The organism is Paenibacillus sp. BIC5C1 (assembly GCF_032399705.1).
In the GTDB taxonomy this organism is placed as follows: Bacteria; Bacillota; Bacilli; order Paenibacillales; family Paenibacillaceae; genus Paenibacillus; species Paenibacillus taichungensis_A.
Genome location: NZ_CP135922.1, coordinates 271,865 through 296,090, shown reverse-complemented (window position 1 = coordinate 296,090; position 24,226 = coordinate 271,865). Strand labels below are relative to the sequence as shown.

Below are 24,226 nucleotides of genomic sequence, written 5' to 3'. Positions count from 1 at the left end.
GTCTAATGCACCCTTACACCGAAACAATTGAGGTCCATGTTGTATTGACCGGATACGGGGATGCCTTGTTCTATGGAGCGCTGAACACCCATCACTTTGTATCGGGACAATCACTTAAGCAGCGATTATTTGCTTGGCATGCCCCTTCCTTCTACGGAACAGAACTGGAAACAAGACAGATTGAAGAGATTGAACTGGTCGTACTGCCTGCGGAAGAAGTGATTCCTTTCTTCAGCGAAATGAACACCCTTCTGCACATTGAATGGAAGTGGGACGAGCAGGCAGAGCATTTGATCCGGCTGGCCCCGGTACTTGCAGCATCGATTGACAATCGTAAATACATCCCCAGCTTCACCGCATTTCGCTCGGGACAACTGCAATGGACCTGGGACCCGGACAGTTTGAAAAAACAGGATCGAACCGCTCTTGGCAAAGCCCTGGAACAAACGGATGAGAGCTACGCCGAAGGACTGAGTGCTGCCTATTCCGCTTCGGTATTCCAACAATGGTATAGCACGGAAGAAGCGGCCACCGATCTGCGGCGCGAGTTCCCGCAATTGTTTCCACAAAGCGGAACGGCTCCGCAAACGGCTGGCATGGATGCCCAATCCTGGCTCGTGTCCATCGGCTGGAAAGCAGACGCAGCCCCATTCCGTCCGCTCCTGCAATTGCTGGAGCCGGAGGAGGATGAACCGGCATGGCGGCTGCGGCTGGTGTTGCAGAACAAACTTGATGCAGCCGTGCTGGTTCCTGTGCGGTTAGATTCACGTGGCCGGTTGGAAGGTGAATGGCCGGACGTGTGGACACCGTTCATCCTTGATCGTTCGGCAGGATGGCTGGAGCAGCTGCGTGCACATCTGCCTCGGATTCGCCGCGCTATTAGCGGCAGTCGGGATGTGCTCAGTGATCCATTGGGAGATCAGGATGCTTGGCTGTTCCTGACACAAGACAGCGGACGACTGCTTGAAGCTGGCTGGCAAGTGCTGCTTCCGGGTTGGTGGGAAGCTGCGCGCAAGAAGAAACCCAAGCTGCGTGCCAAGGTGAAACCGGAGGAAGGCAGTGAGCGGGGACAGTCTTTCTTTGGACTGGATTCGATCATTCATTTTGACTGGCGTATTGCGATTGGGGATACGGATCTCAGCGAGGAAGAGTTCGCTGATCTCGTGGCCCGTAATGAACGGCTGGTCCGCTTCCGTGGAGAATGGGTTCCCCTTGATCCGGCCTTGCTTGAGCAGATTCGCCGGGCCATGGGCGGTGTGGATCAGGAACAGGGGCTATCGTTTCAGGATATTCTGCATCTGCATCTGCTGCATAATGAGCAGCGAGAGTATCGCAACCAGAAACGCAAGGAAGGACAGGAAGAGGAAGAAGAACAGCCACAATCCAACGAGAACATTCGACTTGAGGTGGAACTGAACGAACACCTGAACCGGGTCATTGCACAGCTTGGCGGTGGGCAAGGCGGCGCTCCTTCCCTGCCTATTCCGGAAGGGTTGCATGCTGAGCTGCGTTCATATCAAAAGGAAGGTTTCGCATGGCTTGGATTCCTGCGGAGATTCGGTCTCGGTGCTTGTCTTGCGGATGACATGGGACTCGGCAAAACGATTCAGTTCATCACATATCTGCTACATCTCAAAGAGCATGAACAGCGCTTGCCTGGGCAGGCACCAGCCCTTCTGGTCTGCCCCACTTCCGTATTGGGGAACTGGCAGAAGGAGATCAGCCGCTTCGCGCCTTCAATTAATGTCAGTTTGCACTACGGAGCACGAAGACTGAGCGGAGAAGAGTTCCGGGAACAGACGGAACAGGTGGATATCATCATTACCTCCTATGCAACAGCGACTCTGGATCAAGAGATGTTGCAGTCCTATACGTGGGCATCCATCTGTCTGGATGAGGCGCAAAATATTAAAAATGCCCAAACGAAGCAGTCCATGGCGGTACGCAGTTTCCCGGCAAAACATCGTATTGCTCTGACTGGTACGCCAATTGAAAATCGGTTATCGGAGTTATGGTCGATCTATGATTTTATTAATCCCGGCTATCTGGGCAGCGCACGGGCATTCCAGACTCGGTTTATCAGTGCAATTGAGAAGGATAAGGATGAGCAGCGCATGCAGGATCTGCAGCAACTGGTGAAGCCATTCATGCTGCGCCGCAAGAAAAAAGATCCGAATATTCAACTCGATCTACCGGACAAAAATGAGATGAAAACCTACATTCACCTTACGGGTGAACAAAGTGCACTATATGATCAGTCCGTTCAGGAACTGATGGACAAAATGAAAGAGCTGGAAGGCATCAAGCGTAAAGGTGCAATTCTCTCTGCCTTAACCCAGCTCAAGCAGTTGTGTGATCACCCCCTGCTGCTGACCAAAGAAGCCTTGCCGGAAACGCTCTCCTCGGAAGGCTCTATAACAGAGTATGACCTGTACAGTCCGCAGGACATGGCCATGCTGATCAGCCGCTCCGCGAAGCTGGAACGACTGATGGAACTGGTTCGCGAACTACGGGATGAGGGCGAACGGTGCCTCATTTTCACACAATACATCGGCATGGGACAGATGCTGCAACAAGTATTAAGACAGGAGTTGCAGGAACCTGTATTGTATCTGCATGGGGGTACGTCCAAGACAGCCAGGGATCGCATGATTGACGAGTTCCAATCCCGGACGTTACCTGCGGCAGAGCAGCCGTCGGTCTTTATTCTGTCCATCAAGGCAGGTGGTGTGGGCTTGAACCTGACCGCAGCGAATCATGTATTCCACTTTGACCGCTGGTGGAACCCTGCCGTGGAAAATCAGGCTACAGACCGTGCCTATCGGATGGGACAGACGAAGGATGTTCAGGTACACAAGTTCATCTCGCTGGGCACACTCGAAGAACGCATTGACGAGATGCTGGAGAGCAAGCAGCAGCTCAGCGACAATATTATCACCAGCTCTGAAAACTGGATCACCGAGCTGTCCACGGATGAGCTGAAGGATCTGTTCACCCGGCGCCGCGACTGGTCGGGTTAATTCCAGACTGGATTGATGTTAACCTTGTAAATAGTAGAATACAAAAAGAAGAGCGAAGTGTCGGAAATGCATTCCGGCCTCGCTCTTTTTTTACAATCCTAGCGCATGTTTCCGATGATGGACGATCTTGAATCCTGCATTTTCTTGACGAAATTCGTCATCACATCAAAGGCTTCATTGCGTTTGTTAGTCATAGACTGCAAACGCAGCATATCCATTTGTTGTGAGTTGCTCATCGCATCAATTTTACCCTTCAGAACTTGGACTTGGGAAGCATCCCCGCTCTGAATGGCCGCCTGCAATTGTTCGTTCAGCTCTGCAATCGCTTGATTGCGATTTTGAACTTGTTGAATTTGTGCCTGCAATTGGCTATCCAGCAATTTCGTGCGTTCCTGCTGAACCATCATCAAAGCTGTTTCGATGTCCATGCCACTCAAATTAATGCTTGAGACAGAAGGTACCGTTGATACACTTGCTGCAGAAGCAGAAGTTACAACGGATACAGCTGCAATGGCAGCAATAACTGTGGAAGAAATGACTTTGCTTGATTTTTTCATAACCTACACCTCCTTTTTTATATAGTAGATACCCCCAGTAACTGGCATCTTTCGACATCATATATCGAAGGTCCTAGATCCTTCAACCCAAATTCCCGAAGTTGAGACTAAATTGATACTGATTGAGTCTCCAACATTTCCCATACAAACGAATAGTCTGTGTGCTGGTTTAAGAGTCTTTCCGTTTCTGAACAGGCACCCAAACTTCCACGTCGGCGTCCATTGGCTTTCCATTTAGCAACACTTCTGCGATCGGTCCCCCGGAATATTCAAACTCATAGTCATACTCATCGGTTAACAGAGAACCAAATGCTTGGTTTTCCAGCTTATCAAATGCCAAACGGGATAAACCACCGCTTCCTGACAAGATTAAATACTCGCCTGCAGGAAAAAGGACTTCGTCTGTATGTTCAGGCAGAGGCTTCGAGGATTGAACACCCGCATAATAATGGACATTGCCATTTTCTATGGCTACTGCGGCGAAACCATATGGACTTTCCGAATAAGGACGAAGACTGGCCATTTGTCCATTATCCAATACACTTTTGAAGAAAGTTGTCTTCTTGCTTGAATACTGAGGAGTGTGGATACTGGTTCCCTCGTCTAAAAGGGTTTTAAAACTGATGATACGAAAGGCCTGCTTCTTCTCAATCCTGTAATTGTTCATATTTATTGCCTCCTGGTTGTACATGAATTTGGTTTACGAACCAAGCATAATCTATCAACTGTGACATCTGTATGGCATACTTAAAGCGGAGGTGGAGTATGAAAATTGATCGCTTACTTGCTTTGATTATGATTTTATTGGAGCGAGAGGTGGTTAGTGCGCGGGAATTGGCCGAACGTCTTGAAGTGAGCAGACGAACCATCTATCGAGATATTGATACGTTAACCTTTGCCGGATTGCCCATTTTTACGCATCAGGGAGCGATGGGCGGCGTGGGTCTGATGAAAGCCTATAAAATGGACAAGCTGTTATTCACACCACAGGATATACAGACCTTGTTGACCAGTTTGAAAAGCTATAAACAGTTGTTTGAAAATAATGAAATTGTTTTCATCTTGGAGAAATTGAATGCAATCCATCACGGGAGTGACACTGGCATTAAGGCAGGACGGTTCGCAGTGGATTTATCGTTAAATCAAGGGAATGAATCACTCCGCAATTTGCTTAGCTGCATTGAGACTGCGATGAATGAACAGCGATACCTGGTCTTTGATTATGGGGATCGGGGCGGGAAAATCAGCACCCGGACGGTTGAACCGTATCAGATTGTCTTCAAGGGGAGCAGTTGGTATTTGCAAAGCTACTGTGTCGACCGGGAAGATTTCCGCATATTTAAATTGGCGCGTATGAGCAACCTTCTGGTATCAAAGAACGGATATGTACCAAGAGACTTCACCCCATTACCCATGGATGGAGCCGGATGGATGAGTCAGGACTGGGTGGAGGTAACGATTCGTGTTCATCGTTCAGTCATTGATAAAGTAATTGAGCGTTTCGGGGAAGCGCATATCCTTCATATGGGAGAAGAAACCTGTCTGGCGACTTATCCCATTATTCAAAACACATTCGGATACGACAAGTTACTTGCATTTGGAGATAAATGTGAAGTGATTGAACCCGTTGAAGTGCGTAAGGAATTTCAAGATTACGTTCGTCGCATTCTGGGACAATATGAACATTAAGAAGAATAAAATACACACAATAAAGCCAGCACGCTGTCCATTCAGAATGGCGGTTCCTTTTGCCAAATCAACAGACAACATCCACCACGTTCAGCCTTCTAATTGAAATAACACAGCTCCTGCTCCGAGTAACCTCGGCAACTCACAGCATCGATCTGAACGATCTAACAGTCAATACAGCAGGAAGTATATTAGGCTTTGTCATGCTAAACATGTTCTCAAAAAGCTCCATCAGGCAGCACCTAATGGCCATATGGGAGTTAGCACGCGAAGTATCATTCAAAGCTATGCAGTAAACGATGATTAGCAAACATAAAGTACCCCTGGAGGCAAAACATGGTCCATGTCCCAAGATGAAAAAAGCAGTCTGCTATGGTACAATGAAGGAATTGTGTATTCAGAGACAGACATGTGGATAAAGGCCATGAAAGAAGGATCTCTGGTGCGCTTTTATCCATTCATCATGCTGCCATTCTAGGGAGGCTTATGGAACAACCATGCTCATTATTGGTATCGCCGGAGGAACCGGCTCCGGTAAAACGACGGTAGCTCGCTCCGTCATAGACCGTCTGGGATCAGGTAAAGTCACGTTTATATCCCAAGACAATTATTACAAAGACCAGTCGCAGCTCACCCCTGAGCAACGCCGACTCACCAATTACGATCACCCGTTTGCATTCGATAATGATCTGTTGATTGAGCATCTCACCTTGTTGAAAAAAGGCCAAGCTGCGTATGCTCCCGTATATGACTTCACCATAGATAACCGTGCCGCCAATGAAACGGTTGAACTGGCACCGAACCATATCGTTATTGTGGAAGGACTGCATGTCCTGATTGATGAACATCTGCGTGCCCTTCTGGATATTAAGGTATTTGTTGATACGGATTCCGATGTGCGTATTCTGCGCAGAGTACTGCGGGATATGGAAGAACGCGGCCGTACGATTCAATCCGTGTACAAACAATATCTCGAAACCGTAAAACCGATGCATGATGCTTTTATCGAGCCTTCCAAAAAGTATGCAGACATCATCATTCCCGAAGGTGGACATAATGAAGTCGGGATTCAGATGTTATCCATCCTGACTGAGAAATATCTGACCGGTGAAAAGTGGAATGGCGCATAATTTAATATAATGTTGCTGCATTAAGCGCTCTGCCCCGCTCACATCCGAGTGGGACAAAAACAAGCATCGCTCATACCATATCACCACTAAAATCCAGGTTGCAATTAGCGCAATCTGGATTTTTTGGGTATTTCTATTTTATAATGGACTCCATAGCTGAAAGGAGACAGCACAACATGGCTACTTTTGAAGAGTTTATACAGCATGACATCCGCGTTGGTACAGTGGTGGAAGCCGAACCTTTTCCAAAGGCGCGCATCACTGCGATTAAAATGACCATTGATTTCGGCCCACTTGGCCTTAAACGTTCGAGCGCCCAAATTACGAAACGTTACACCCCCGACATGATGGTCGGCAAGCAGGTTATTGCTGTAGTCAATTTCCCGCCGCGCCGAATTGCGGGTTTTGTATCGGAAGTACTGGTGCTTGGCGGTGTGCCTGATGAAGGTGACGTTGTATTGTTAACCCCGGACCAGACATTACCGAACGGAACAACGATTGCCTGATTTTCATCATATCGCTATTCCTGTCTTTGCACCTAAAGCATAAGGTTATGAATCTTCGGATTCGTGGCCTTTTTTTGCATCGTAGAGTATGAATGATGATGGACATATTTAGTATTTAGTAATGTGAAGCAGTGCCAGCTAATCTCCCTTTTCTATGCTCCTCGACCCTTTTGGAGACACACCCGTCACTCGCTTGAACATCTTGGAAAACAGTAATGGATCTGTATACCCCACAGAGTGGGCCACTTCGCTAACCGATAGAGCCGAATGCTGCAGCAGTTCAGCTGCACGATTCATCCGGTATTCGAGAAAGAAAGCCTGTAATGACTTGCCATACCTCTCCTTAAAAAGCCCTGATAGATACGTGCGATCCAAACCCACGGCACGGGCAATATCCAGAATCGAGGTTCTCTGACTATACCTGTTCTCCATAAACTGAACGGCCTGCCTGATATATTCCTCTTTGGTCGACAGAGGTCTTTGCAGCTGCTCTCCAGCGGGAGAAGATGCGATCAGTTCAGCGATTAGCCGGTACAGCAGGCTCTGGTTGAACACATCTCCCCCGGTACGCGTGGATGCTTGAACCATCTCGGTATACAGGCAGTCGAATGTATCCTTATCTCTGGCATCAAATACAGGATGTTCCGGACTAATATGAGCTCGCTGCATGAATGCCTTGGCATGAACACCCTTAAACCCGAACCAGGAATAAGTCCATGGCTGCTTCGCATCCGCTTCATAATGAATAAGCGTATCCGGAAGAATCACAAATCCCTGGCCCTGTGTAAGCTCATATTGCTGATCCGCCATAAATACAGTGCCCCGTCCTTCATGAATGTAATGAACAATATAAGCATCCCGAACACCCGGCCCCCAATAATGCGACGGATCACATGCCTGCCAACCGAAAAATAACAGTACCAATTCCATCTGCGTCAAATCCATAGGAACCACGTTCGTTTCGATCAGTTTCAACATTCCACACTCCCTCTGTTCACCACTATAGGCAATCTCACACTAAAATTATAACAGGTAAATAGATGAAATATTAGCTGTAAGCGAATCCACAAATGGGATTATGCCATATTTATAAGAGGTTGAGCCATAGTTATCTCGGCCCAATCCACCTATATTGGAGGTACACCATTTATTCAGGGAGGCTGAACTTGAGATGAACAAAATTACGTTCCTCGGTGCGGGAAGCACCGTTTTTGTCAAAAATGTATTGGGTGATGTCATGATGACTGAAGCGCTTCAGGATTTTGAGCTGGCGTTGTTCGATATTGATGCGGAACGCCTAAGCGACTCGGAGCGCTTGCTCACCAGTATGGCACGTTCGATCGGAAGTGGTTGTTCCATCAAAGCCTATACCGACCGCAAGGAAGCACTGCGCGGGGCCAAATATGTGATTAATGCCATTCAGGTAGGCGGATATGATCCGTGTACCATTACAGATTTTGAAATTCCGAAGAAATATGGATTACGTCAGACGATCGCCGATACGCTCGGGATTGGCGGGATTTTCCGTAATTTGCGGACGATTCCGGTGATGCTCGATTTTGCACGGGATATGCAGGAAGTGTGCCCGGATGCGTGGTTCCTGAACTACACCAACCCGATGGCAGTACTGACCAATGTCATGAACGTGCATGGCGGAATTAAAACTGTAGGTCTGTGTCATAGTGTACAGGTGTGTGTGCCGCATCTGTTTGATGCACTGGGGATTGATCAGACGGGTGTGGTCGCGAAAGTTGCGGGTATCAATCATATGGCCTGGCTGCTGGAAGTCACACGGGATGGTCAGGATCTGTATCCGGAGATTAAACGTCTGGCGAAGGAAAAACAGAAAGAGCAGCATGATGACATGGTACGTTATGAACTGATGCAGCGCTTTGGATACTATGTAACCGAGTCCTCCGAGCATAATGCCGAGTACCATCCTTATTTTATTAAACGAAACTACCCGGAGCTGATTGAACGCTTCAACATTCCGCTGGACGAGTATCCGCGCCGCTGCGTGAACCAGATTGAAGGCTGGAAAGAAATGCGTGAGAAGCTGTTATCCAGCGAAAATATCGAACATACGCGCAGCCGGGAATACGCTTCGCATATTATGGAGGCCATGGAGACGGATCGCCCTTACAAAATCGGCGGTAATGTCATGAATAACGGACTGATTACCAACCTGCCTCGTGAAGCCTGTGTTGAGGTGCCTTGTCTTGTGGATGGATCAGGCATCAGCCCGACGTATATCGGGGACCTGCCTCCGCAACTTGCGGCATTGAACCGTACGAATATTAACACTCAACTGTTGACCATTGAAGCGGCGATTACGGGCAAAAAAGAGCACATCTATCATGCCGCGATGCTTGACCCGCATACAGCTGCCGAGCTTTCCATTGATGATATCGTCTCAATGTGTGATGAGCTGATCGAAGCTCATGGCGACTGGTTGCCGAAGTACACGTCATAAGAAGTTCATTGTATGCAATTCTAAAAGCACTAGTCCCCTCTTAACAGGGAGAGGCTGGTGCTTTTTTGAGCTTTCATCCTGTTTCCCAGCCTAATCCTGAAGCAGAAAACGATAGCCGATTCCCGGCTCGGTCTGAATAAAACGGGGACGCGTGGGATCTTCCTGCAATTTTTTGCGCAGATGGCCGACATATACCCGCAAGTAATGGCTGTCCGACTCATGATGATGTCCTCCCCACACTTGTTGCAGCAACTGGCGTTGGGTAATAATTTTGCCTGCATGGGTTGCGAGTACTTTCAGCATTTCATACTCAGTTGGTGTTAACTTTACGGGTGATCCGTCCAAATCGACCTGTCTCTGGGCCAGATCAATCGTAAGCGGACCAAAACGCAATACCGGCTCATCCGTAGTTTTAGCCACATGGCGAAGGGCAACCCGAATACGGGCAACGAGCTCTCCCATGCCAAACGGTTTGGTGACATAATCATCCGCCCCGCCATCAAGTGCAGCAATTTTATCCTCTTCGCGTTCCTTTGCAGTCAGCACGATGACTGGTACCTGCGACCATTCCCGAATCCGCTGAAGTACATCCATTCCGGACATACCGGGCAAGCCCAGATCAAGCACAACCAGATCAGGATGCACTATGCTTGCCTGTATGACCGCTTCTTCGCCGTCGGCGCATTCGTGAATCTCAAATTGATGCGCCTGCAGCGTAACCTTCAGCAGTTTACGGATCTGTGGTTCATCATCCACAATTAATATGCGCGCGCCTTGTGGTGCCGTCATGTCATTCTTCCTCTCTTTGTCCCATATACGGGAATGATGCTTCGGGTTCCTCTGTAGGCAAACAGATGCATACACGTGTCCCGCCTCCCGGATTCGGCTCTGCGGTGATCGTACCTCCATGAACTTCGACGATTCCTCTACAGATGGCAAGCCCGAGTCCCGTACCTGTCACATGCCGTGACGATTCGGATCGATAAAATTTCTCAAACACCCGCTCGCGCTCTGCTTCCGGAATCCCGACACCCGAATCAGCCACCACCATGGTCATTCGTCCATGCGGCTCATCCATCTTAACCGTAATGACGATCTCACTATCCTCTGGTGAATATTTGATGGCATTGCTGATGACGTTGACCAGAACCTGCTCCAGCAAAACCTCATCCCCGGATACAAACGGCGGCTGATCCGGCAATTCCACCCGAATGCGACGTTGCTGGATGAATTGCTGAACCTGATTTAGAACAATCCCGATCATGTCGCCCACATCACACCATTTCCTGCGCAGCTGCAACATGCCACTCTCCAGCTTCACCATGCCCAGCAAATTGGTTACCAGCCTGTTCATACGCAGAGCTCCATCCCGGATATTGCCTGTCAGTTCTTTTCGATCCTCCGGGGTAAAAAGAGAATCATTTTCCAGCAAACCCGTTGCTGAACCAATGATGGCCGTAAGGGGTGTGCGCAGCTCATGGGACACCGAGTCCAGCAAAGCGGTGCGAATTCGTTCCGATTCAGCCGTCACCTGCGCGAGTCTCGCTTCTTCGGCCAGCTTGACACGGGCAATGGCGCTTGCTGCCAGCCCGCCACACGCTTCCAGCAAACGCAGCTTTTCTCGCTGATCCTGAAGCTCGCTGGATTCCAGATTCACAGCGAGCACCCCATGGATCTGGTCTTCTGTACGCAGCGGCACATACAAACCAGTTGATTCCCGCAGGCTGGAGGACCCGCGTCCAGCGATTTCACCATGTTTATACACCCATTTGGCAATAGCAATTTCAGCTTCTCCTTTACCCCAGGCAATTACATCCGAATCCTCCGAAGAGGAGGTAACCTGAAGTTCGCCTTGAGCATTCAGGAGATATATTGCTGCCGGAGCCCCAAGTGTCAGTGACACCTGTCTCACAATGTTGCCGAGTAGAGTATGCAAATCTGTAACAGCCGTCATCTGGCGACTTAAGGCATATAGCGAATTCGTCGTAATCTCGCGTTGTTTTACCACTTCCAGCTGCTGCCGCAGGCGCCCCGCCAGACTCGCTGTTAATACAGCCACTGCCAAATACACAACAAAGGAAAACAAATATCGCAAATCCTCAACCGTAAAACTGAGATACGGAGGAACAAAAAAGAAGTCAAAGGCAACAACGCTAAGACTTGCTGCATATATGGCCGGACCCATTCCCCAGTACACAGCACTGACCAATACCGGAAAAAGATAAATTAACCCCACGTTAACCAGGTCATCGCTAATCCCTATCGCATGAAGCAGAATGGTGAGCAATGTAATTCCAAGGGTTACCCATATATATTTGGGAACACGGTTTAGCTTCAGCCAGACGTCTTCCCCTTTATTTCGTTCAGACACAGCACATCTCACATCCCGCTCAGTTCATAATCGTAGTCCGCAACAATTAATACGTCCATATGTCTGGATAACCGTACCAGCCTGCTGACCACCGTTCCCTTTCCACGATAGCCGTTCAGCCACCAAACCCGTCTCGCTTGACCAACCACCAACTGCGTTGCTCTTTCCTCAGAAGCTTTACCCGCCAAAATACCAGGTACATCTCTCAGCCTCTGGCTATGATGAATATGGAATTTGCCGCCCAGTCGAACGGTCAGCTGTTCCAGCTCCTCCAACTGGCATTTCACTTCATCACTCATGACTTCACCTACATGAACATGGTGCACATGCCAGACCGCTTTTAACCGGTAGGCTGTGCGGAATCCGCGACGAATCAACCGCTCTGCATGCTCATCACTGCTTACGCAGACAAAGACCACCTCCTGTCTGCGCCAGGGACCGCGAAGTGCACTTTTGCGCTCCTGTGATTCAAGGCGTTCATCCACATCATCGGCCAATTCCCTCAAGGCAAGTTCCCGTAAGGCAATCAGATTACCAATGCGAAAAAAATGACCAAGCGCTTGTTCTACCTTGGCTGCTGCATAGATTTTACCCTCCCGCATGCGTTGCCGCAAGGCTTGGGGGGCCACATCGATAAGCTGAACCTCGTCTGCCGTTTGCAACATATGATCCGGCACAGTCTCCCTGACCCTGATTCCCGTTATATGTTCCACCGCATCGTTCAAACTTTCCAGGTGCTGCACATTCACGGTAGTGATGACAGAGATGCCCGCATCCAACAGGATCTGAACATCTTCGTAACGCTTTTGGCGCATGCTTCCCGGAACATTCGTATGCGCAAGCTCATCCACCAATACCACTTCAGGACATAGACGAAGAATCGCTTCGGTATCCATTTCTTCGAGCTGCACTCCTTGGTATGTCCGCTGCTCCCGCGGAATGATGGATAATTGGCCAATCTGTTCCATCGTTTCCGCCCGATTATGCGTCTCCAGCAGACCAATCCGTACGTCGATGCCTTTGCGGAGCAGATCATTGCCCTCCCGGAGCATCATATAGGTTTTACCCACACCTGGCGCAGCACCGATGTATACCTTGAACTTGCCCCGCCGAATCTGACCAATCTGTGCCTTCATCTCCTGCTCGCTTAACCTGCGATAAGTTGGCGTCTCTGTATCCGGCAGTCGGGTCGGAAGCACCCGCTCACCCTCATGTTGTGCCCGATCCGCGAGTAGAAACAGATCTACACCCCGCACCCTGCGCAGCAAGGAATTAACAAATGATCCCCGCCACAGCTCCTGCCAGCGACTGTGCCGTGAATGCCCCATAACAATACGGGTAATCTGATGCTGGACTGCGTAGCGTGCAAGTGTAGGTGGAATGTTACGGCGGTGTAACACAGGCAATTCCTCAAACTGCCCTCCGAATTTCTCCACCATTTTGATCATGTTGCGACGAAAAACGGTAGCTTCCTTGGTCAGCGGCTGCTTCATATTGCGAAAGGTCACAGCATGCAGATCTCCGTTTAATCTCTTCGCAATCTGCTGTCCTCTCCGAATATAGATGGACCCGTTCCAGTGATATTGGGTGGATACCAAAATGCGTTCCATAATGCCTGTCGTAACCGTAATGCCCATCTCTTCCCGGTGCTCACGCAGTGATTCGTTAACCCCTTCTGCGACAAGTCGGAGAGCCAGTTCACGCAAAATACCCAAATTGCCATGCCGGAACACCGCTTCGCCCTCATGTCCCCGAAGATGTCCCTCGGCAAGACGGCTTAATACGGTTTCAGGAGTTACATCGATCAGCTTCACTTCATCAGCCAGTTCAAGGGTATCTGCTGGCACGGTATGCTCTGCAGCAATTCCCGTGAGCTGGCGTGCAAGCTCCGTATACCCCTCCAGCTCATATACATTCACCGTTGTAATGACACTGATATTGTGTCGCAGCAAATACTGAATGTCTTCCAGTCGGGTTGCATGACGTGCCTCTTTTCGGTTTCTATGAGCAAGCCCGTCAACGAGCACGACCTCCGGATTACGTGCCAGCAGGGCATCCAGATTCAAGTCCTTCATCTCCATGCCATCCTTCCAGCGAGACCAGTGAATGCTCGGAATCCGCTCCAACTCGCCGAGCTGCTCCACAGTCTCCGGTCTTTGCATGGTCGACACAGCGCAGATAACCACATCAATCCCCTGGTGGCGCAATGTGTTTCCTTCCCTGAGCATATGATACGTTTTGCCCGAACCGCTGACCGGACCGATATATATCTTCAAGGTACCCTGCTGCAGCTTCGTGATCATTTTCAAGATGTCTTCCGGAGATTTCCGCTTGAAGCTGTTTTCCATCCGTTCACTCCCCCAACATAACCTTTAATTAAAATGGAGAAAGCCCCTTCCGAAGCTCGGAAGAAGGCATGTTACGAGCAACCAAGGGAAATTGTTGTATTCCCTGTGGATCTACCCAATACAATGACGTTATTTCAGCTCAGCTGTTAACGCCAGATTCAAAGCAGTCACATTCACACGCGGCTCACCGAATATGCCCAGCTGTCGCCCTTGTGTATGTTCTTCCACGATCTTGGCAAGCTCTTGCTCACCAAGGCCCGTTGCCTGACTAATCCGCGGAATCTGTGCTTTTGCTGCTTCCGGTGACAGATCCGGGTCAAGACCGGAACCGGAACCTGTCACGAGATCTGCAGGAATGTACTGCAAGCCCGGATTCTCTTGCTTGAGCTGAGCCACCTTTTCCTTCATTTCAACAATATACGCCTCCGAAGCCACGGCACGATTGGAACCAGCTGATGCAGTTCCATCATAATTGGCGTTCGATGCCCGGGGCTGGAACAGCCCCGGCGATTTCACTTCCTGCGATAGCAGCGACGAACCGATGGTTTTCCCGTCAGTTGTGATTAGACTGCCGTTGGCCTGATTCGAGAAGAGCAGCTGCGCCACTCCGGTTGTAACCAGCGGGTAGATCATACCGCAAATCAGCATAAGCACGACAGACAACCGAATGGCGGGCAGTACCTGTTTCATATGAATCACATCCTGAATTTATTATTGTAAAAACTCAACCTATACGTGTTACACTGGTTCACTCCGATTGCAGCACCTTCGTGTAAATCAAGGCTTCTTTTTAAATGTTTAGTTACATAAGCCCCGACAGCAACAGATCAATCAGCTTAATTCCGATAAACGGTACGATTACACCGCCCACACCATAGATGAACACATTCCGTCCAAGCAGCCGCTCCGCCGACATGGCCCGATACTTCACACCCCGCATGGCAATTGGGATTAGCAGTGGAATAATGATGGCGTTGAAAATCAGCGCTGACAGAATTGCGGACTGCGGCGAAGCGAGATTCATAATATTGAGTGCCTGAAGCTGCGGCATCGCTAAAATAAACATCGCCGGGATGATAGCAAAATACTTGGCAATATCATTGGATATCGAAAAGGTCGTCAGTGCGCCGCGAGTAATGAGCAGCTGCTTGCCAATGGAGACCACCGACAACAGTTTGGTTGGGTCGGAATCAAGATCGATCATGTTGGCCGCTTCCTTGGCCGCCATGGTGCCCGAATTCATCGCCAGGCCCACATCGGCCTGCGCCAGTGCAGGAGCATCGTTGGTACCGTCGCCGGTCATGGCGACGAGCTTGCCCTCCTGCTGCTCCTTTTTGATCGCGGTAATCTTGTCTTCCGGCTTGGCTTCGGCAATAAAATCATCCACGCCCGCTTCCAGCGCAATGGTCGCCGCTGTCAGGGGGTTATCCCCTGTACACATGATCGTCTTGATGCCCATGGAGCGCATCTCCGCAAACTTCTCTTTCAGCCCCGGCTTCACCGTGTCTTTCAAATAGATCACACCATAAATCTGATCATCAATCGCAACCGCAAGCGGTGTTCCCCCAGCTTTTGCAATTCGGTTAGCTATATCGTCCAAATCGCCGGGGATCCGTCCCCCACGGGAGGAAATATGGCGTTTGATCGCATCCACCGCACCTTTGCGGATCTGCTTCCCACCGCTTAGATTCAGACCCGACATGCGGGTCTCTGCCGTGAAGTTCACATGTTCTGCATCTGCATATTCCGTCTCCGCCCAGTTCTCGCCCTGCTTGCCAGCCAATTCAACAACCGAGCGTCCCTCTGGTGTCTCATCCACTACGGAAGCTTGCAGAGCGGCCCTGGTCATCTCCTGTGCAGATACGCCCTGAACGGGAATAAACTCCGAGGCCATGCGGTTTCCGTACGTAATTGTTCCGGTTTTGTCCAGGATCAGCGTATCAATATCGCCTGCCGCTTCCACCGCTTTACCCGACATGGCGAGTACATTGAACTGCGTGACACGGTCCATGCCCGCAATACCGATCGCGGATAACAGCCCGCCAATCGTAGTCGGAATCAGACAGACAAGCAATGCGATAAGGGTAGCCAGATCAAGCCGGATGCCTAGATAATTCGCCATTGGCACCATGGTCATGATGACAATCAGGAATATCAGGGTCAACACGGCGAGCAGTGTTGTCAGCGCAATTTCATTCGGCGTTTTCTGGCGCTGTGCGCCTTCAACGAGTGAGATCATCCGGTCGAGGAACGACTCCCCTGGATCCGTCTGCACACGCATCACAATATAGTCGGAAGTAACCCGCGTGCCTCCCGTAACGGAGGAAAAATCACCGCCCGCCTCCTTGATTACAGGGGCCGATTCCCCGGTAATGGCGGACTCGTCGATAGAGGCCAGCCCTTCAATAATCTCACCGTCCGTGGGAATCAGTTCGCCTGCTTCTACACGGACGATATCTCCTTTTTTCAACTGGGTCGAAGACACTTGTTTGATAGTTCCGTCTTTCTGTACCAGCTTCGCAGTGGTGTCCGATTTCGTCTTGCGCAGCGTATCTGCCTGAGCTTTGCCCCGTCCCTCTGCCAGTGCTTCAGCAAAGTTGGCAAACAGCAGCGTGAACAACAGGATGAGAAACACCGCGATGTTGTACCCTCGCCCTGCCTCAGATGCAACAAATAGATCCGGATTAATACATAACAGCAATGTGATGAGTGTGCCAACTTCAACAATAAACATCACTGGATTTTTGATCATGACGACCGGGTTCAGCTTCTTGAAGGCATCCAGAGATGCCTGGAGCAGAATGTCCCGACTTAATGTTTTGCTTCTTTTGGGCGTACCGGGATCCGTACCCGTACCTCTCGTTCCTTTACCCTGGGTTCTGATCGTGCCTCTGCCTAATCCTTCCACCGTCTGCTCCTTCTTTCGTTCTACAACATTCATTGTGATAATCCACCTCCGCACTTTACATCCTTGCTCCTTTTCCCATAACCGACCACCGTACCGTTCATCATCGAATCATCGCCAAATGCTCTGCAATCGGTCCAAGTGCCAGTGATGGGAAGAACGTCAACGCTCCAACTACCACAATCATCATCACCAGAATACCTGCAAAAAGAGGCGTGTGCGTACGCAGTGTACCCGTTGTTACGGGAACAATTCGTTTGGTGGCCAGTGATCCGGCAATGGCGAGCATCGCGATCATGGAAATGTATCTTCCAAGCAGCATCACCACACCAATGGCGATGTTGTAAAAGTCCGTGTTGGCATTCAACCCGGCAAACGCCGATCCATTATTGGCAGCTCCGGATGCAAAAGCATATAACACCTCGGTCAGACCATGCATGCCTGAATTCGAAATAGAAGCAACAGATTCAGGACGCATAAGCGCCAGCGCGGTCGGGGCCAGAATAATCAAAGGATGAACAAGCAACGCGATGGACGCGAGCTTCACTTCCTTGCCCTCAATTTTTTTGCCCAGAAATTCAGGGGTCCGCCCAACCATCAGCCCACAGATAAATACGGCCAGAATCACATAGAGCAGTCCGTTGAGCAAACCTACTCCTTTACCACCGAATACGTTGTTTAGCATCATCTCAGCTAGTGCAACCATGCCGCCAAGCGGGGTGAGCGACTCATGCATATTGTTCACCGACCCGGTTGTGGCTGCTGTAGTCACTGCTGTGAAGAGTGCCGATTCGGATACTCCGAACCTGACTTCCTTTCCTTCCATATTACTTTGGATTCCCACCGCATCCAGCGCTGGCACACCGCGATATTCCGACACAAAGACCGTGGTCAGCATCACGAGGAAAAGTAAACTCATCGCCGCAAACAGCGTCCAGCCCTGCTTCCGGTTGTTCACCATGATGCCGAAGGCGTAAACCAGCGCAGTAGGAAGCAGCATCATGCAGACGATATGCACCAGGTTCGACAACGCCGTAGGGTTCTCAAACGGATGCGCGGCATTGGTTCCGAACCAGCCTCCACCATTGGTACCCAAGTGCTTGATCGACTCCAGCGAAGCGACCAGCCCGCGGCTAATCGTCTGCTGTGCCCCATCCAGCGTGGTCGCGTTCACCGCTCCCGCCAGTGTCTGCGGCACACCCTGGAATACGAGGAACAACGCCACAATGAAGCTCAGCGGCAAAAAGATTCTCGTAATCGACCGTACCACGTCGACGTAAAAGTTCCCCAGTTCATCCCGTCGGCCCACCAGGCCGCGAATGAAGGCAATAGCGACTGCGAATCCGGTCGCGGCTGAGGTGAACATCGGAAACGTCACGGCCAGCATCTGTGATAGATATGACAGAGCGTTCTCGCCCGTGTAAGACTGCCAGTTCGTGTTAGTCATGAACGATGCAGCTGTATTAAAGGCCTGTGCGGCAGGCATATTGCCGATGCCATCCGGGTTGAGTGGCAAATACTTTTGCAGCCGCAGCACCAGAAACATCAATAACAGCATGACGAAGTTCGAAATGAGCACGGCTGACAGGTACTTTTTCCAACCCATCGACTCGTTCTCCTTCACCCCCATCAATCGATACAGCAATCGCTCGGGCCCGCCAAATATTCGATCCAGTCCAGTTCGTTTGCCGTCAAACACCTTCACCAGATAACTTCCCACTGGTTTCACCAGCAGTATGATGATCAGCAGCGTCACCGCCACTTGTAATAAACCGCTACTCATATCCGCATTTCCTCCCTAAAATCGACGATCCGAGTGCTTCTGGTTTCGTGCCCCAAGCGGCCATCAGAATTTCTCTGGCCTCACTAGCACATAACCAAGATAGACTACCAGTACGAGCACAATCATGCCGATGACGATCATACGGCTCCTCCCCTTTCATGCCCTATGCATTCATGCTTTCTCACAAAACTTCACAAATCCCCAGAACACCACAAACAACAGCACAACCAGCCCAATGATCATGGCATCATTCACCATGTGCTCTCCTCCCTCTCTCTACCGTTCTTGCAACCTTCTACATATGAAATCGTAATACGAAACACTGTAAAAAGGGGGTAAAGAAATACCAGCCAGGGTGTAAAAAAAGCGTAAAAAAGACCCGTTTCCTCCAGCCATCAGCTGAAGGAAACGGGTCTATATATATTGAGTGCCCTTCATCCAAACGGATTCTGGGCCCATTGCAGCAGTCTCTTCCGGGTAATTTTCCCGTGTGACGTATGTTGAATAACTTGGCCGCCGTCCAGCAGCAGGACTTGAGGCGATTCATGGTGAATCTCGGTATCTTCCGCAATACGTCGGGACAGCGAGCGGCTTTCGATGACTTTGACGATCCGGTACTCCATCTTCTGTGCGGGATCTGATGCATTCGAGCCCACAAAGGCCATAAACTCCCTGTATGCTCTCGCACTGATTGGACAAGTTGTACTGTGTTTCAGCAGCAGCACCGGATGATCCTGTGACCGCTCAAGCACCTCTTCCCATTCCTCCTGCTTATGCAATTCCTGGACATGTTCACTCAGCATATCATCCAGCCTCAGGCCTGCACGTTTGCTAGCGACAGCTCCAACCACGACGCCCAGTGCCACACCGAAGGCAATCCCGAGAGCGATCTGGTTCGTTGCTGCACCAATACTCGTTCCTATGACAATACCGCCCCCAAGCCAAAGAGTTTGAGGATTCGCTTTTTTATCCATGGAGATCATCCTCCTTGAAGTTATTTATAAGATACTATTACTTTAATGTAGGTACAGTCGTTCATTTGCCTGTATAAAATGGCTATGGTAACATAAGAATAGACAACATGGAGAGGTAAAACCCTCTTACGGCGCGCGTCTATTCAGATGCAGAGCAAATCCCACCACAGGCAGTCAACCTGTTTAACGGTGGGTTTTTATTTATGAATTCTTTACGGTAATTCCCACCCGTTGTCTACCAAAATTATACCATAGGCGCCTACCCAGGCGCTTTTATATTCCTCATCGAAGGGTCCAGTTTTGTGATACACTGAGTGTAATTTGGCAACGATGAACATGAAGAACTGATTGGAAAGGCGGAAATTCGTTATGGCATATGCTTTTATGATCGAACCGCAGTATTATACCGCTTTGGAGAACGAAGACGAGCTGATTGAGAAGTGCCAGGAATGGGGCTTGCTTTCGGAAAAAGCAACGAAGGTTAAAACGTTCTATTATAAAGGGAATGGGCTGAACATGCCTTGCACCATCGTTGGCTTTGTCGATCATATGGCAGCAGTCATTCAATTGGACAATGATCAGAAACACTGCATTCATCCGTCTTATCTGAAAGAAATGCAGGCTTCTGGCTATAATGTAAAAAATCCGGTCGGAGCAGGCACGGCAAAGGACAAATCTAATGAACCAGTCGCTACAACCAACTTAGAAGAGCTTCCTAGCTCCGATACTGCACAAGACTCTGTTACTGATTCCTATTCGGATAAGATTCCATCCGGTATAAGTGACTTTGATTCCGAACTGGATGTGGAAACGGATGACGATGATACCTCTGCTCTAAAAGGCGACCCTGACGGTCTTGTGGAAGAATATGTTGGACCTGCTAATGCAACAAGCAGTGCTGCTAAACCAAAGGCCAAAACCGCAGGTAAAGCTAAATCGCTTAAGATTGAATTGCCGGAGGGTAAAGTGAAAATGTCTGCTGTTGTGAAGGAATTTACGACCGTGCCGAACCACTTCTCCGACAATGATGATGAAGTCATTATCTATGAAGCTGTTACAATTACGGAGCCCGAAGTTGTTGACGTTGGCGAAGCCTGGTCCAGTCACAGTGCCACGATCAAGAAGCAGGAGCTTGAGGTTGGCGATGTGCTTACTTTTGAAGCAAAGATTATCAAGAAAAAGCTGGCCAAGAACCCTGTTCCCTACAAAATCAACAATCCTTCCAAGATTCAGAAAGAATAAAAGTCAAAAAAAACCTCCAGACATGTTACTCATGTTCTGGAGGTTTTGTAGTTCAATCATATATATCAGGGACACTAACTTACAATTTACTGATGGTTGGCTGCAACACAGCTGATCTGGAACTGAACGCCAAATTTATCGATAACCATACCGTAGGCTGGACTCCAGAATGTCTCTTGTATTGGCATCTTCACTTCGCCACCGTCTTGCAACTGGTTGAAAATTGCTTTGGCTTCATCGGCAGTATCTGTGTTCACCGTAACGTTTACATGATTACCCACAATATAAGGCATACCAGGGAATGTATCGGATAACATCAATACAGAACTGCCAATCTGCAAAGAAGCATGCATAATGCGGTCTTTCGCTTCGGGAGGAACGGGGTGGTCTGGGTTGGAAGGACCATCACCAAATGTCTGGAGAGCCAACACTTCCGCTCCAAATGCCTTTTTATAAAATTCCACTGCTTCACGTCCGTTACCATCCGTTACAAGATACACATTCAAGCTAATCGCCATTCGTGCTTCATCTCCTTGATATCATGTAATTGAACCATTCCTGCCACTTGCGACAAGAGTATATACGAATAGGTTGTCCATTGACAAGAAGGTATTTCCACAAGCTACTCTAAGAACAAGTTCCCCTCTGCAAACAGGCTCTGACCACTCTTCATTTAACTCCCAGTGGTACTGGGTCCCAAAGTTTATTCATTGGTATGATTGTCCTGTAATCCTTATTTTATCCTCGGTGTTTTCGAAAAAAAAACCACTCTCCCGAATCCTGTCGGTAAAATGGCTGTGGTCGATCCTATGAGGTTAGCGCGTTTTTACGATGCTATCTATTTCACTTTTCAACAAGAGGTATCGGTGAACACTTCTCATGATCGGGACCTTAGTTAGTTTATTCTTGTCTACATAAAGTTTCATCTGATCTTTGGTCAGACCGAGCAAACTCCCTGCTTCAGATACCGTCAATACAACCTCGGGATTCGTAGCATTAAACGTTTTTTTCACTTTCTGGTTCCAGTCCTCGAATACCTGCATAGATCAGTGATCTCCCCTATCCATAGCCAGTCATTTTCCAGGCTGAATAGATCCATTATACCATACTTGTGATGATCGTAACTTAATCCTTATCGTGAACCAATTAATGTTAATGTTTTAGGCTTCGCAGCCAAACACCTCGAACTGACTTAATGCCGGAAATGGAGAGGGATCTGACGACTTGATCAGTTGCTTAACGTTACCCATTCCACATGTATACTACCAACATAAGAAGTGCAAAAAGAGCCACTTCCTTAAAGTGGCCCCACGATGTAAAACTAAATGATTGCCTTAAGCCTCTTCCCAGAAGCGACGCAGGTTGCTCATGGCAATTTTGGAAGCAGATTTGCATTCCTCCATGCCCTCAAACTCAATCGTAATGTTACCATCATAACCGGAGTCTTTAATGAGCCTCACAATTTTGCGGATTGGAATATCCCCTTGCCCCACAATGGCACCACGCAGGAAGTTGCCGTAAGCGGTTGTAAACCATTCCCCTTCACCCGGATGCTCATCATAAGGGCGGAAATAAAAGTCCTTGAAGTGAACCAGAGAAGCGTACGGCAGATTTTTCATGACCCCGATAATCGGATTCTCATCCACGCACATGAAGTTGCCGATATCGAGTGTCGTTTTGAAGTTGGGACGATCTACGGCATGAAGCACACGCTGCACACGGTCACTGGCCTGCACACTGAAGCCGTGATTCTCAATGGTTGTTGTAATGCCAAACTGTGCAGCATAATCAGCAATGATCTGGCTTCCCTTCACCATCAGCGGCAAATTTTCCTCAAACCAGGCAATGGTCATTTTCTCCTTGGGCAAAGTAAACGCCGTTACGTCATGACGCATATGCTTTACACCCATGCGGTGTACAACATCGACATGTCTTTTGACCCGAGCTATCTCTTCTTCAAAAGCTTCTTCCGTCTCCTGCACGAAATTCGCAGGCATCGAATAGTTGGACAGCTCAATACCCACAGAAGCAGCCCGCTCCCGAATGGCGTCGGCGAGATCAGGATTGTCCTCCACGGTGTAACCATACGGAACCATCTCCATATGTTCGCCACCATTTGCAGCAATCCAGTCGATGATATCCAGAACCGTCATTTCACCCGAATTCAGATCGTTCAACAAGCTATACGTACTCAGGCCCACTTTCATCTGCTCAGCTCCCTATCGGTATTGTTGGATAAACTTAACCGCTTTGCGAATGTCCTGCTCCGGCTGATCGCCTACCTCGCGTTCAATCGTCAGATAACCTTTGTAGCCAATATCCCGAAGGGCTGCAAAGTAGGCGTCAAAATCCACACTGCCCTCGCCCAGCGGTACCTCACGGAAGAACGTCCCGGAAGAGACCATTTCGGCAATTTTCTCATGATCCATAGGTGCATATCCCACTGCTCCGTATACGTCTCTCGGGTCTACTTCCTTCAAGCGCACACCATCTTTCACATGGGTATGCACAATATAATCCTTGAGCAGATGAACGCCTCGTGCAGGGTCATCTCCGGTAACCATCACCATGTTCGCCGGGTCAAAATTCACCGAAACCCCGTTAGTCGATAGGGTATCCAGAAATCCTTTCAGGTCTGCTGCCGTTTCCGGTCCCGTCTCAATCGCGAAGTAGGCTCCTGCGCTTTTGGCGTATTGGCCCAGTTCCTCACATGCAGCATGCAGTGTAGCATACACTTCGGAGGAAGGCTCGTGCGGAACAATACCGATATGTGTTGTGACGATATTCGTACCTAGATCCAGAGCAAGATCCACGATGCGCTTGGACTTCTCTACTTTCCACGGATTATCTTCCTTGACCTGAAACCCGTGACCGCCCAAATCGCCAACCAGGGCAGAAATTTCAAGACCAAGAGAATCGATATAACTTCTTAACTCCTTACGGGCTGCGGGAGAGAGATTTTCGGGGTCCATCTCTCCATGGACTGCATAGATCTGTACGCCTTCTGCACCTACATCCTTCGCTTTGCTTAACCCTTCACGTACACCTACACCGAAGCTATCCACGATAACGCCAATCTTGTTTGTTAATTTCATGCCATACCCTCCCGTTAAATCAGTATTTGTTTTTTCATTCCTGGTGAGCCTTCATGATGGACGGAATGCTCTATTAAATTTTCGACCCCTACCCGGTCACTCCTTTTTCTCCGATCATTTCTTATCCGATTTC

The 24,226-nt window shown here is 49.2% G+C and carries 23 protein-coding genes; 8 read left to right on the top strand and 15 right to left on the bottom strand.

What is annotated here, in order from left to right; genetic code table 11:
- Window positions 1–5 precede the first annotated feature (5 nt).
- Window positions 6–3,020: a DEAD/DEAH box helicase gene (locus tag RS891_RS01335; RefSeq protein WP_315796119.1), complete on the top strand. Its 3,015-nt coding sequence runs from the start codon at window positions 6–8 to the stop codon at window positions 3,018–3,020.
- A gap of 98 nt (window positions 3,021–3,118) precedes the next feature.
- Here RS891_RS01335 and RS891_RS01330 read toward each other — a convergent pair whose 3' ends face one another.
- Both RS891_RS01330 and RS891_RS01325 read right to left on the bottom strand, forming a co-directional pair.
- Window positions 3,119–3,577, bottom strand: coding sequence for a hypothetical protein (locus tag RS891_RS01330; RefSeq protein ID WP_113056349.1), 459 nt, complete (start codon window positions 3,575–3,577; stop codon window positions 3,119–3,121).
- A 169-nt stretch (window positions 3,578–3,746) separates the two neighbouring features.
- Window positions 3,747–4,244, bottom strand: a complete 498-nt coding sequence (locus RS891_RS01325) for an effector binding domain-containing protein (protein ID WP_315794231.1) — start codon at window positions 4,242–4,244, stop codon at window positions 3,747–3,749.
- Window positions 4,245–4,342: 98 nt separating this feature from the next.
- Between RS891_RS01325 and RS891_RS01320 the strand changes: the two genes are divergently transcribed.
- The 5 genes from RS891_RS01320 (at window position 4,343) to csaA (ending at window position 6,902) form a co-directional block, all read left to right on the top strand.
- Window positions 4,343–5,266, top strand: coding sequence for a helix-turn-helix transcriptional regulator (locus tag RS891_RS01320; RefSeq protein ID WP_315794230.1), 924 nt, complete (start codon window positions 4,343–4,345; stop codon window positions 5,264–5,266).
- Between the two features lie 59 nt (window positions 5,267–5,325).
- Window positions 5,326–5,562 carry a VanZ family protein gene (locus tag RS891_RS31620; protein WP_397386882.1) on the top strand — a complete coding sequence of 79 codons (237 nt, stop codon included), beginning with the start codon at window positions 5,326–5,328 and terminating at the stop codon, window positions 5,560–5,562.
- Window positions 5,563–5,609: 47 nt separating this feature from the next.
- The gene (locus RS891_RS01315) at window positions 5,610–5,744 is read left to right on the top strand and encodes a hypothetical protein (protein WP_315794229.1); all 135 of its coding nucleotides are present in this window, start codon (window positions 5,610–5,612) and stop codon (window positions 5,742–5,744) included.
- A 19-nt stretch (window positions 5,745–5,763) separates the two neighbouring features.
- A complete protein-coding gene (udk, locus tag RS891_RS01310) occupies window positions 5,764–6,396 on the top strand; it encodes a uridine kinase (RefSeq protein ID WP_113056345.1) in 633 nt (210 codons plus the stop codon).
- A gap of 176 nt (window positions 6,397–6,572) precedes the next feature.
- Window positions 6,573–6,902, top strand: a complete 330-nt coding sequence (gene csaA / locus RS891_RS01305; RefSeq protein ID WP_315794228.1) for a chaperone CsaA — start codon at window positions 6,573–6,575, stop codon at window positions 6,900–6,902.
- Between the two features lie 138 nt (window positions 6,903–7,040).
- On the opposite strand, the gene RS891_RS01300 is transcribed toward csaA, so the two are convergent.
- Window positions 7,041–7,880 carry an AraC family transcriptional regulator gene (locus RS891_RS01300; RefSeq protein ID WP_315794227.1) on the bottom strand — a complete coding sequence of 280 codons (840 nt, stop codon included), beginning with the start codon at window positions 7,878–7,880 and terminating at the stop codon, window positions 7,041–7,043.
- 193 nt (window positions 7,881–8,073) lie between these two features.
- On the opposite strand from RS891_RS01300, the gene RS891_RS01295 reads away from it, so the two are divergent.
- Window positions 8,074–9,375, top strand: a complete 1,302-nt coding sequence (locus RS891_RS01295; protein WP_315794226.1) for an alpha-glucosidase/alpha-galactosidase — start codon at window positions 8,074–8,076, stop codon at window positions 9,373–9,375.
- A gap of 90 nt (window positions 9,376–9,465) precedes the next feature.
- Here RS891_RS01295 and RS891_RS01290 read toward each other — a convergent pair whose 3' ends face one another.
- The 8 genes from RS891_RS01290 to ytxJ all read right to left on the bottom strand — a co-directional run bounded on the left by RS891_RS01290 (window position 9,466) and on the right by ytxJ (window position 19,756).
- Window positions 9,466–10,164, bottom strand: coding sequence for a response regulator (locus tag RS891_RS01290; protein WP_315794225.1), 699 nt, complete (start codon window positions 10,162–10,164; stop codon window positions 9,466–9,468).
- Window position 10,165: 1 nt separating this feature from the next.
- Complete coding sequence (locus RS891_RS01285) at window positions 10,166–11,746, bottom strand: ATP-binding protein (protein ID WP_220095262.1); 1,581 nt, start codon at window positions 11,744–11,746, stop codon at window positions 10,166–10,168.
- Between the two features lie 8 nt (window positions 11,747–11,754).
- Window positions 11,755–14,094 (bottom strand): histidine kinase, encoded by a 2,340-nt coding sequence (locus RS891_RS01280; RefSeq protein ID WP_113056341.1) that lies wholly within the window; start codon window positions 14,092–14,094, stop codon window positions 11,755–11,757.
- 129 nt (window positions 14,095–14,223) lie between these two features.
- Window positions 14,224–14,784, bottom strand: coding sequence for a potassium-transporting ATPase subunit KdpC (gene kdpC, locus RS891_RS01275; protein WP_113056340.1), 561 nt, complete (start codon window positions 14,782–14,784; stop codon window positions 14,224–14,226).
- A gap of 112 nt (window positions 14,785–14,896) precedes the next feature.
- Window positions 14,897–17,035: a potassium-transporting ATPase subunit KdpB gene (gene kdpB / locus RS891_RS01270; RefSeq protein ID WP_315794224.1), complete on the bottom strand. Its 2,139-nt coding sequence runs from the start codon at window positions 17,033–17,035 to the stop codon at window positions 14,897–14,899.
- A gap of 67 nt (window positions 17,036–17,102) precedes the next feature.
- Window positions 17,103–18,782, bottom strand: coding sequence for a potassium-transporting ATPase subunit KdpA (gene kdpA, locus RS891_RS01265; protein ID WP_113056339.1), 1,680 nt, complete (start codon window positions 18,780–18,782; stop codon window positions 17,103–17,105).
- A 63-nt stretch (window positions 18,783–18,845) separates the two neighbouring features.
- Window positions 18,846–18,908 (bottom strand): potassium-transporting ATPase subunit F, encoded by a 63-nt coding sequence (locus RS891_RS31615; RefSeq protein ID WP_397386927.1) that lies wholly within the window; start codon window positions 18,906–18,908, stop codon window positions 18,846–18,848.
- Window positions 18,909–19,216: 308 nt separating this feature from the next.
- Complete coding sequence (gene ytxJ / locus RS891_RS01260) at window positions 19,217–19,756, bottom strand: bacillithiol system redox-active protein YtxJ (protein WP_315794223.1); 540 nt, start codon at window positions 19,754–19,756, stop codon at window positions 19,217–19,219.
- Between the two features lie 369 nt (window positions 19,757–20,125).
- Between ytxJ and RS891_RS01255 the strand changes: the two genes are divergently transcribed.
- Window positions 20,126–20,998 carry a hypothetical protein gene (locus tag RS891_RS01255; protein WP_113056337.1) on the top strand — a complete coding sequence of 291 codons (873 nt, stop codon included), beginning with the start codon at window positions 20,126–20,128 and terminating at the stop codon, window positions 20,996–20,998.
- Between the two features lie 86 nt (window positions 20,999–21,084).
- On the opposite strand, the gene RS891_RS01250 is transcribed toward RS891_RS01255, so the two are convergent.
- From RS891_RS01250 to RS891_RS01235, 4 genes are all read right to left on the bottom strand, one after another.
- Window positions 21,085–21,516: a VOC family protein gene (locus RS891_RS01250; RefSeq protein ID WP_076291950.1), complete on the bottom strand. Its 432-nt coding sequence runs from the start codon at window positions 21,514–21,516 to the stop codon at window positions 21,085–21,087.
- Between the two features lie 297 nt (window positions 21,517–21,813).
- The gene (locus tag RS891_RS01245; RefSeq protein WP_053782996.1) at window positions 21,814–22,041 is read right to left on the bottom strand and encodes a hypothetical protein; all 228 of its coding nucleotides are present in this window, start codon (window positions 22,039–22,041) and stop codon (window positions 21,814–21,816) included.
- A gap of 291 nt (window positions 22,042–22,332) precedes the next feature.
- The gene (locus RS891_RS01240) at window positions 22,333–23,205 is read right to left on the bottom strand and encodes a sugar phosphate isomerase/epimerase family protein (protein ID WP_113056336.1); all 873 of its coding nucleotides are present in this window, start codon (window positions 23,203–23,205) and stop codon (window positions 22,333–22,335) included.
- 12 nt (window positions 23,206–23,217) lie between these two features.
- Window positions 23,218–24,093: a sugar phosphate isomerase/epimerase family protein gene (locus RS891_RS01235; RefSeq protein WP_315794222.1), complete on the bottom strand. Its 876-nt coding sequence runs from the start codon at window positions 24,091–24,093 to the stop codon at window positions 23,218–23,220.
- Window positions 24,094–24,226 lie beyond the last annotated feature (133 nt).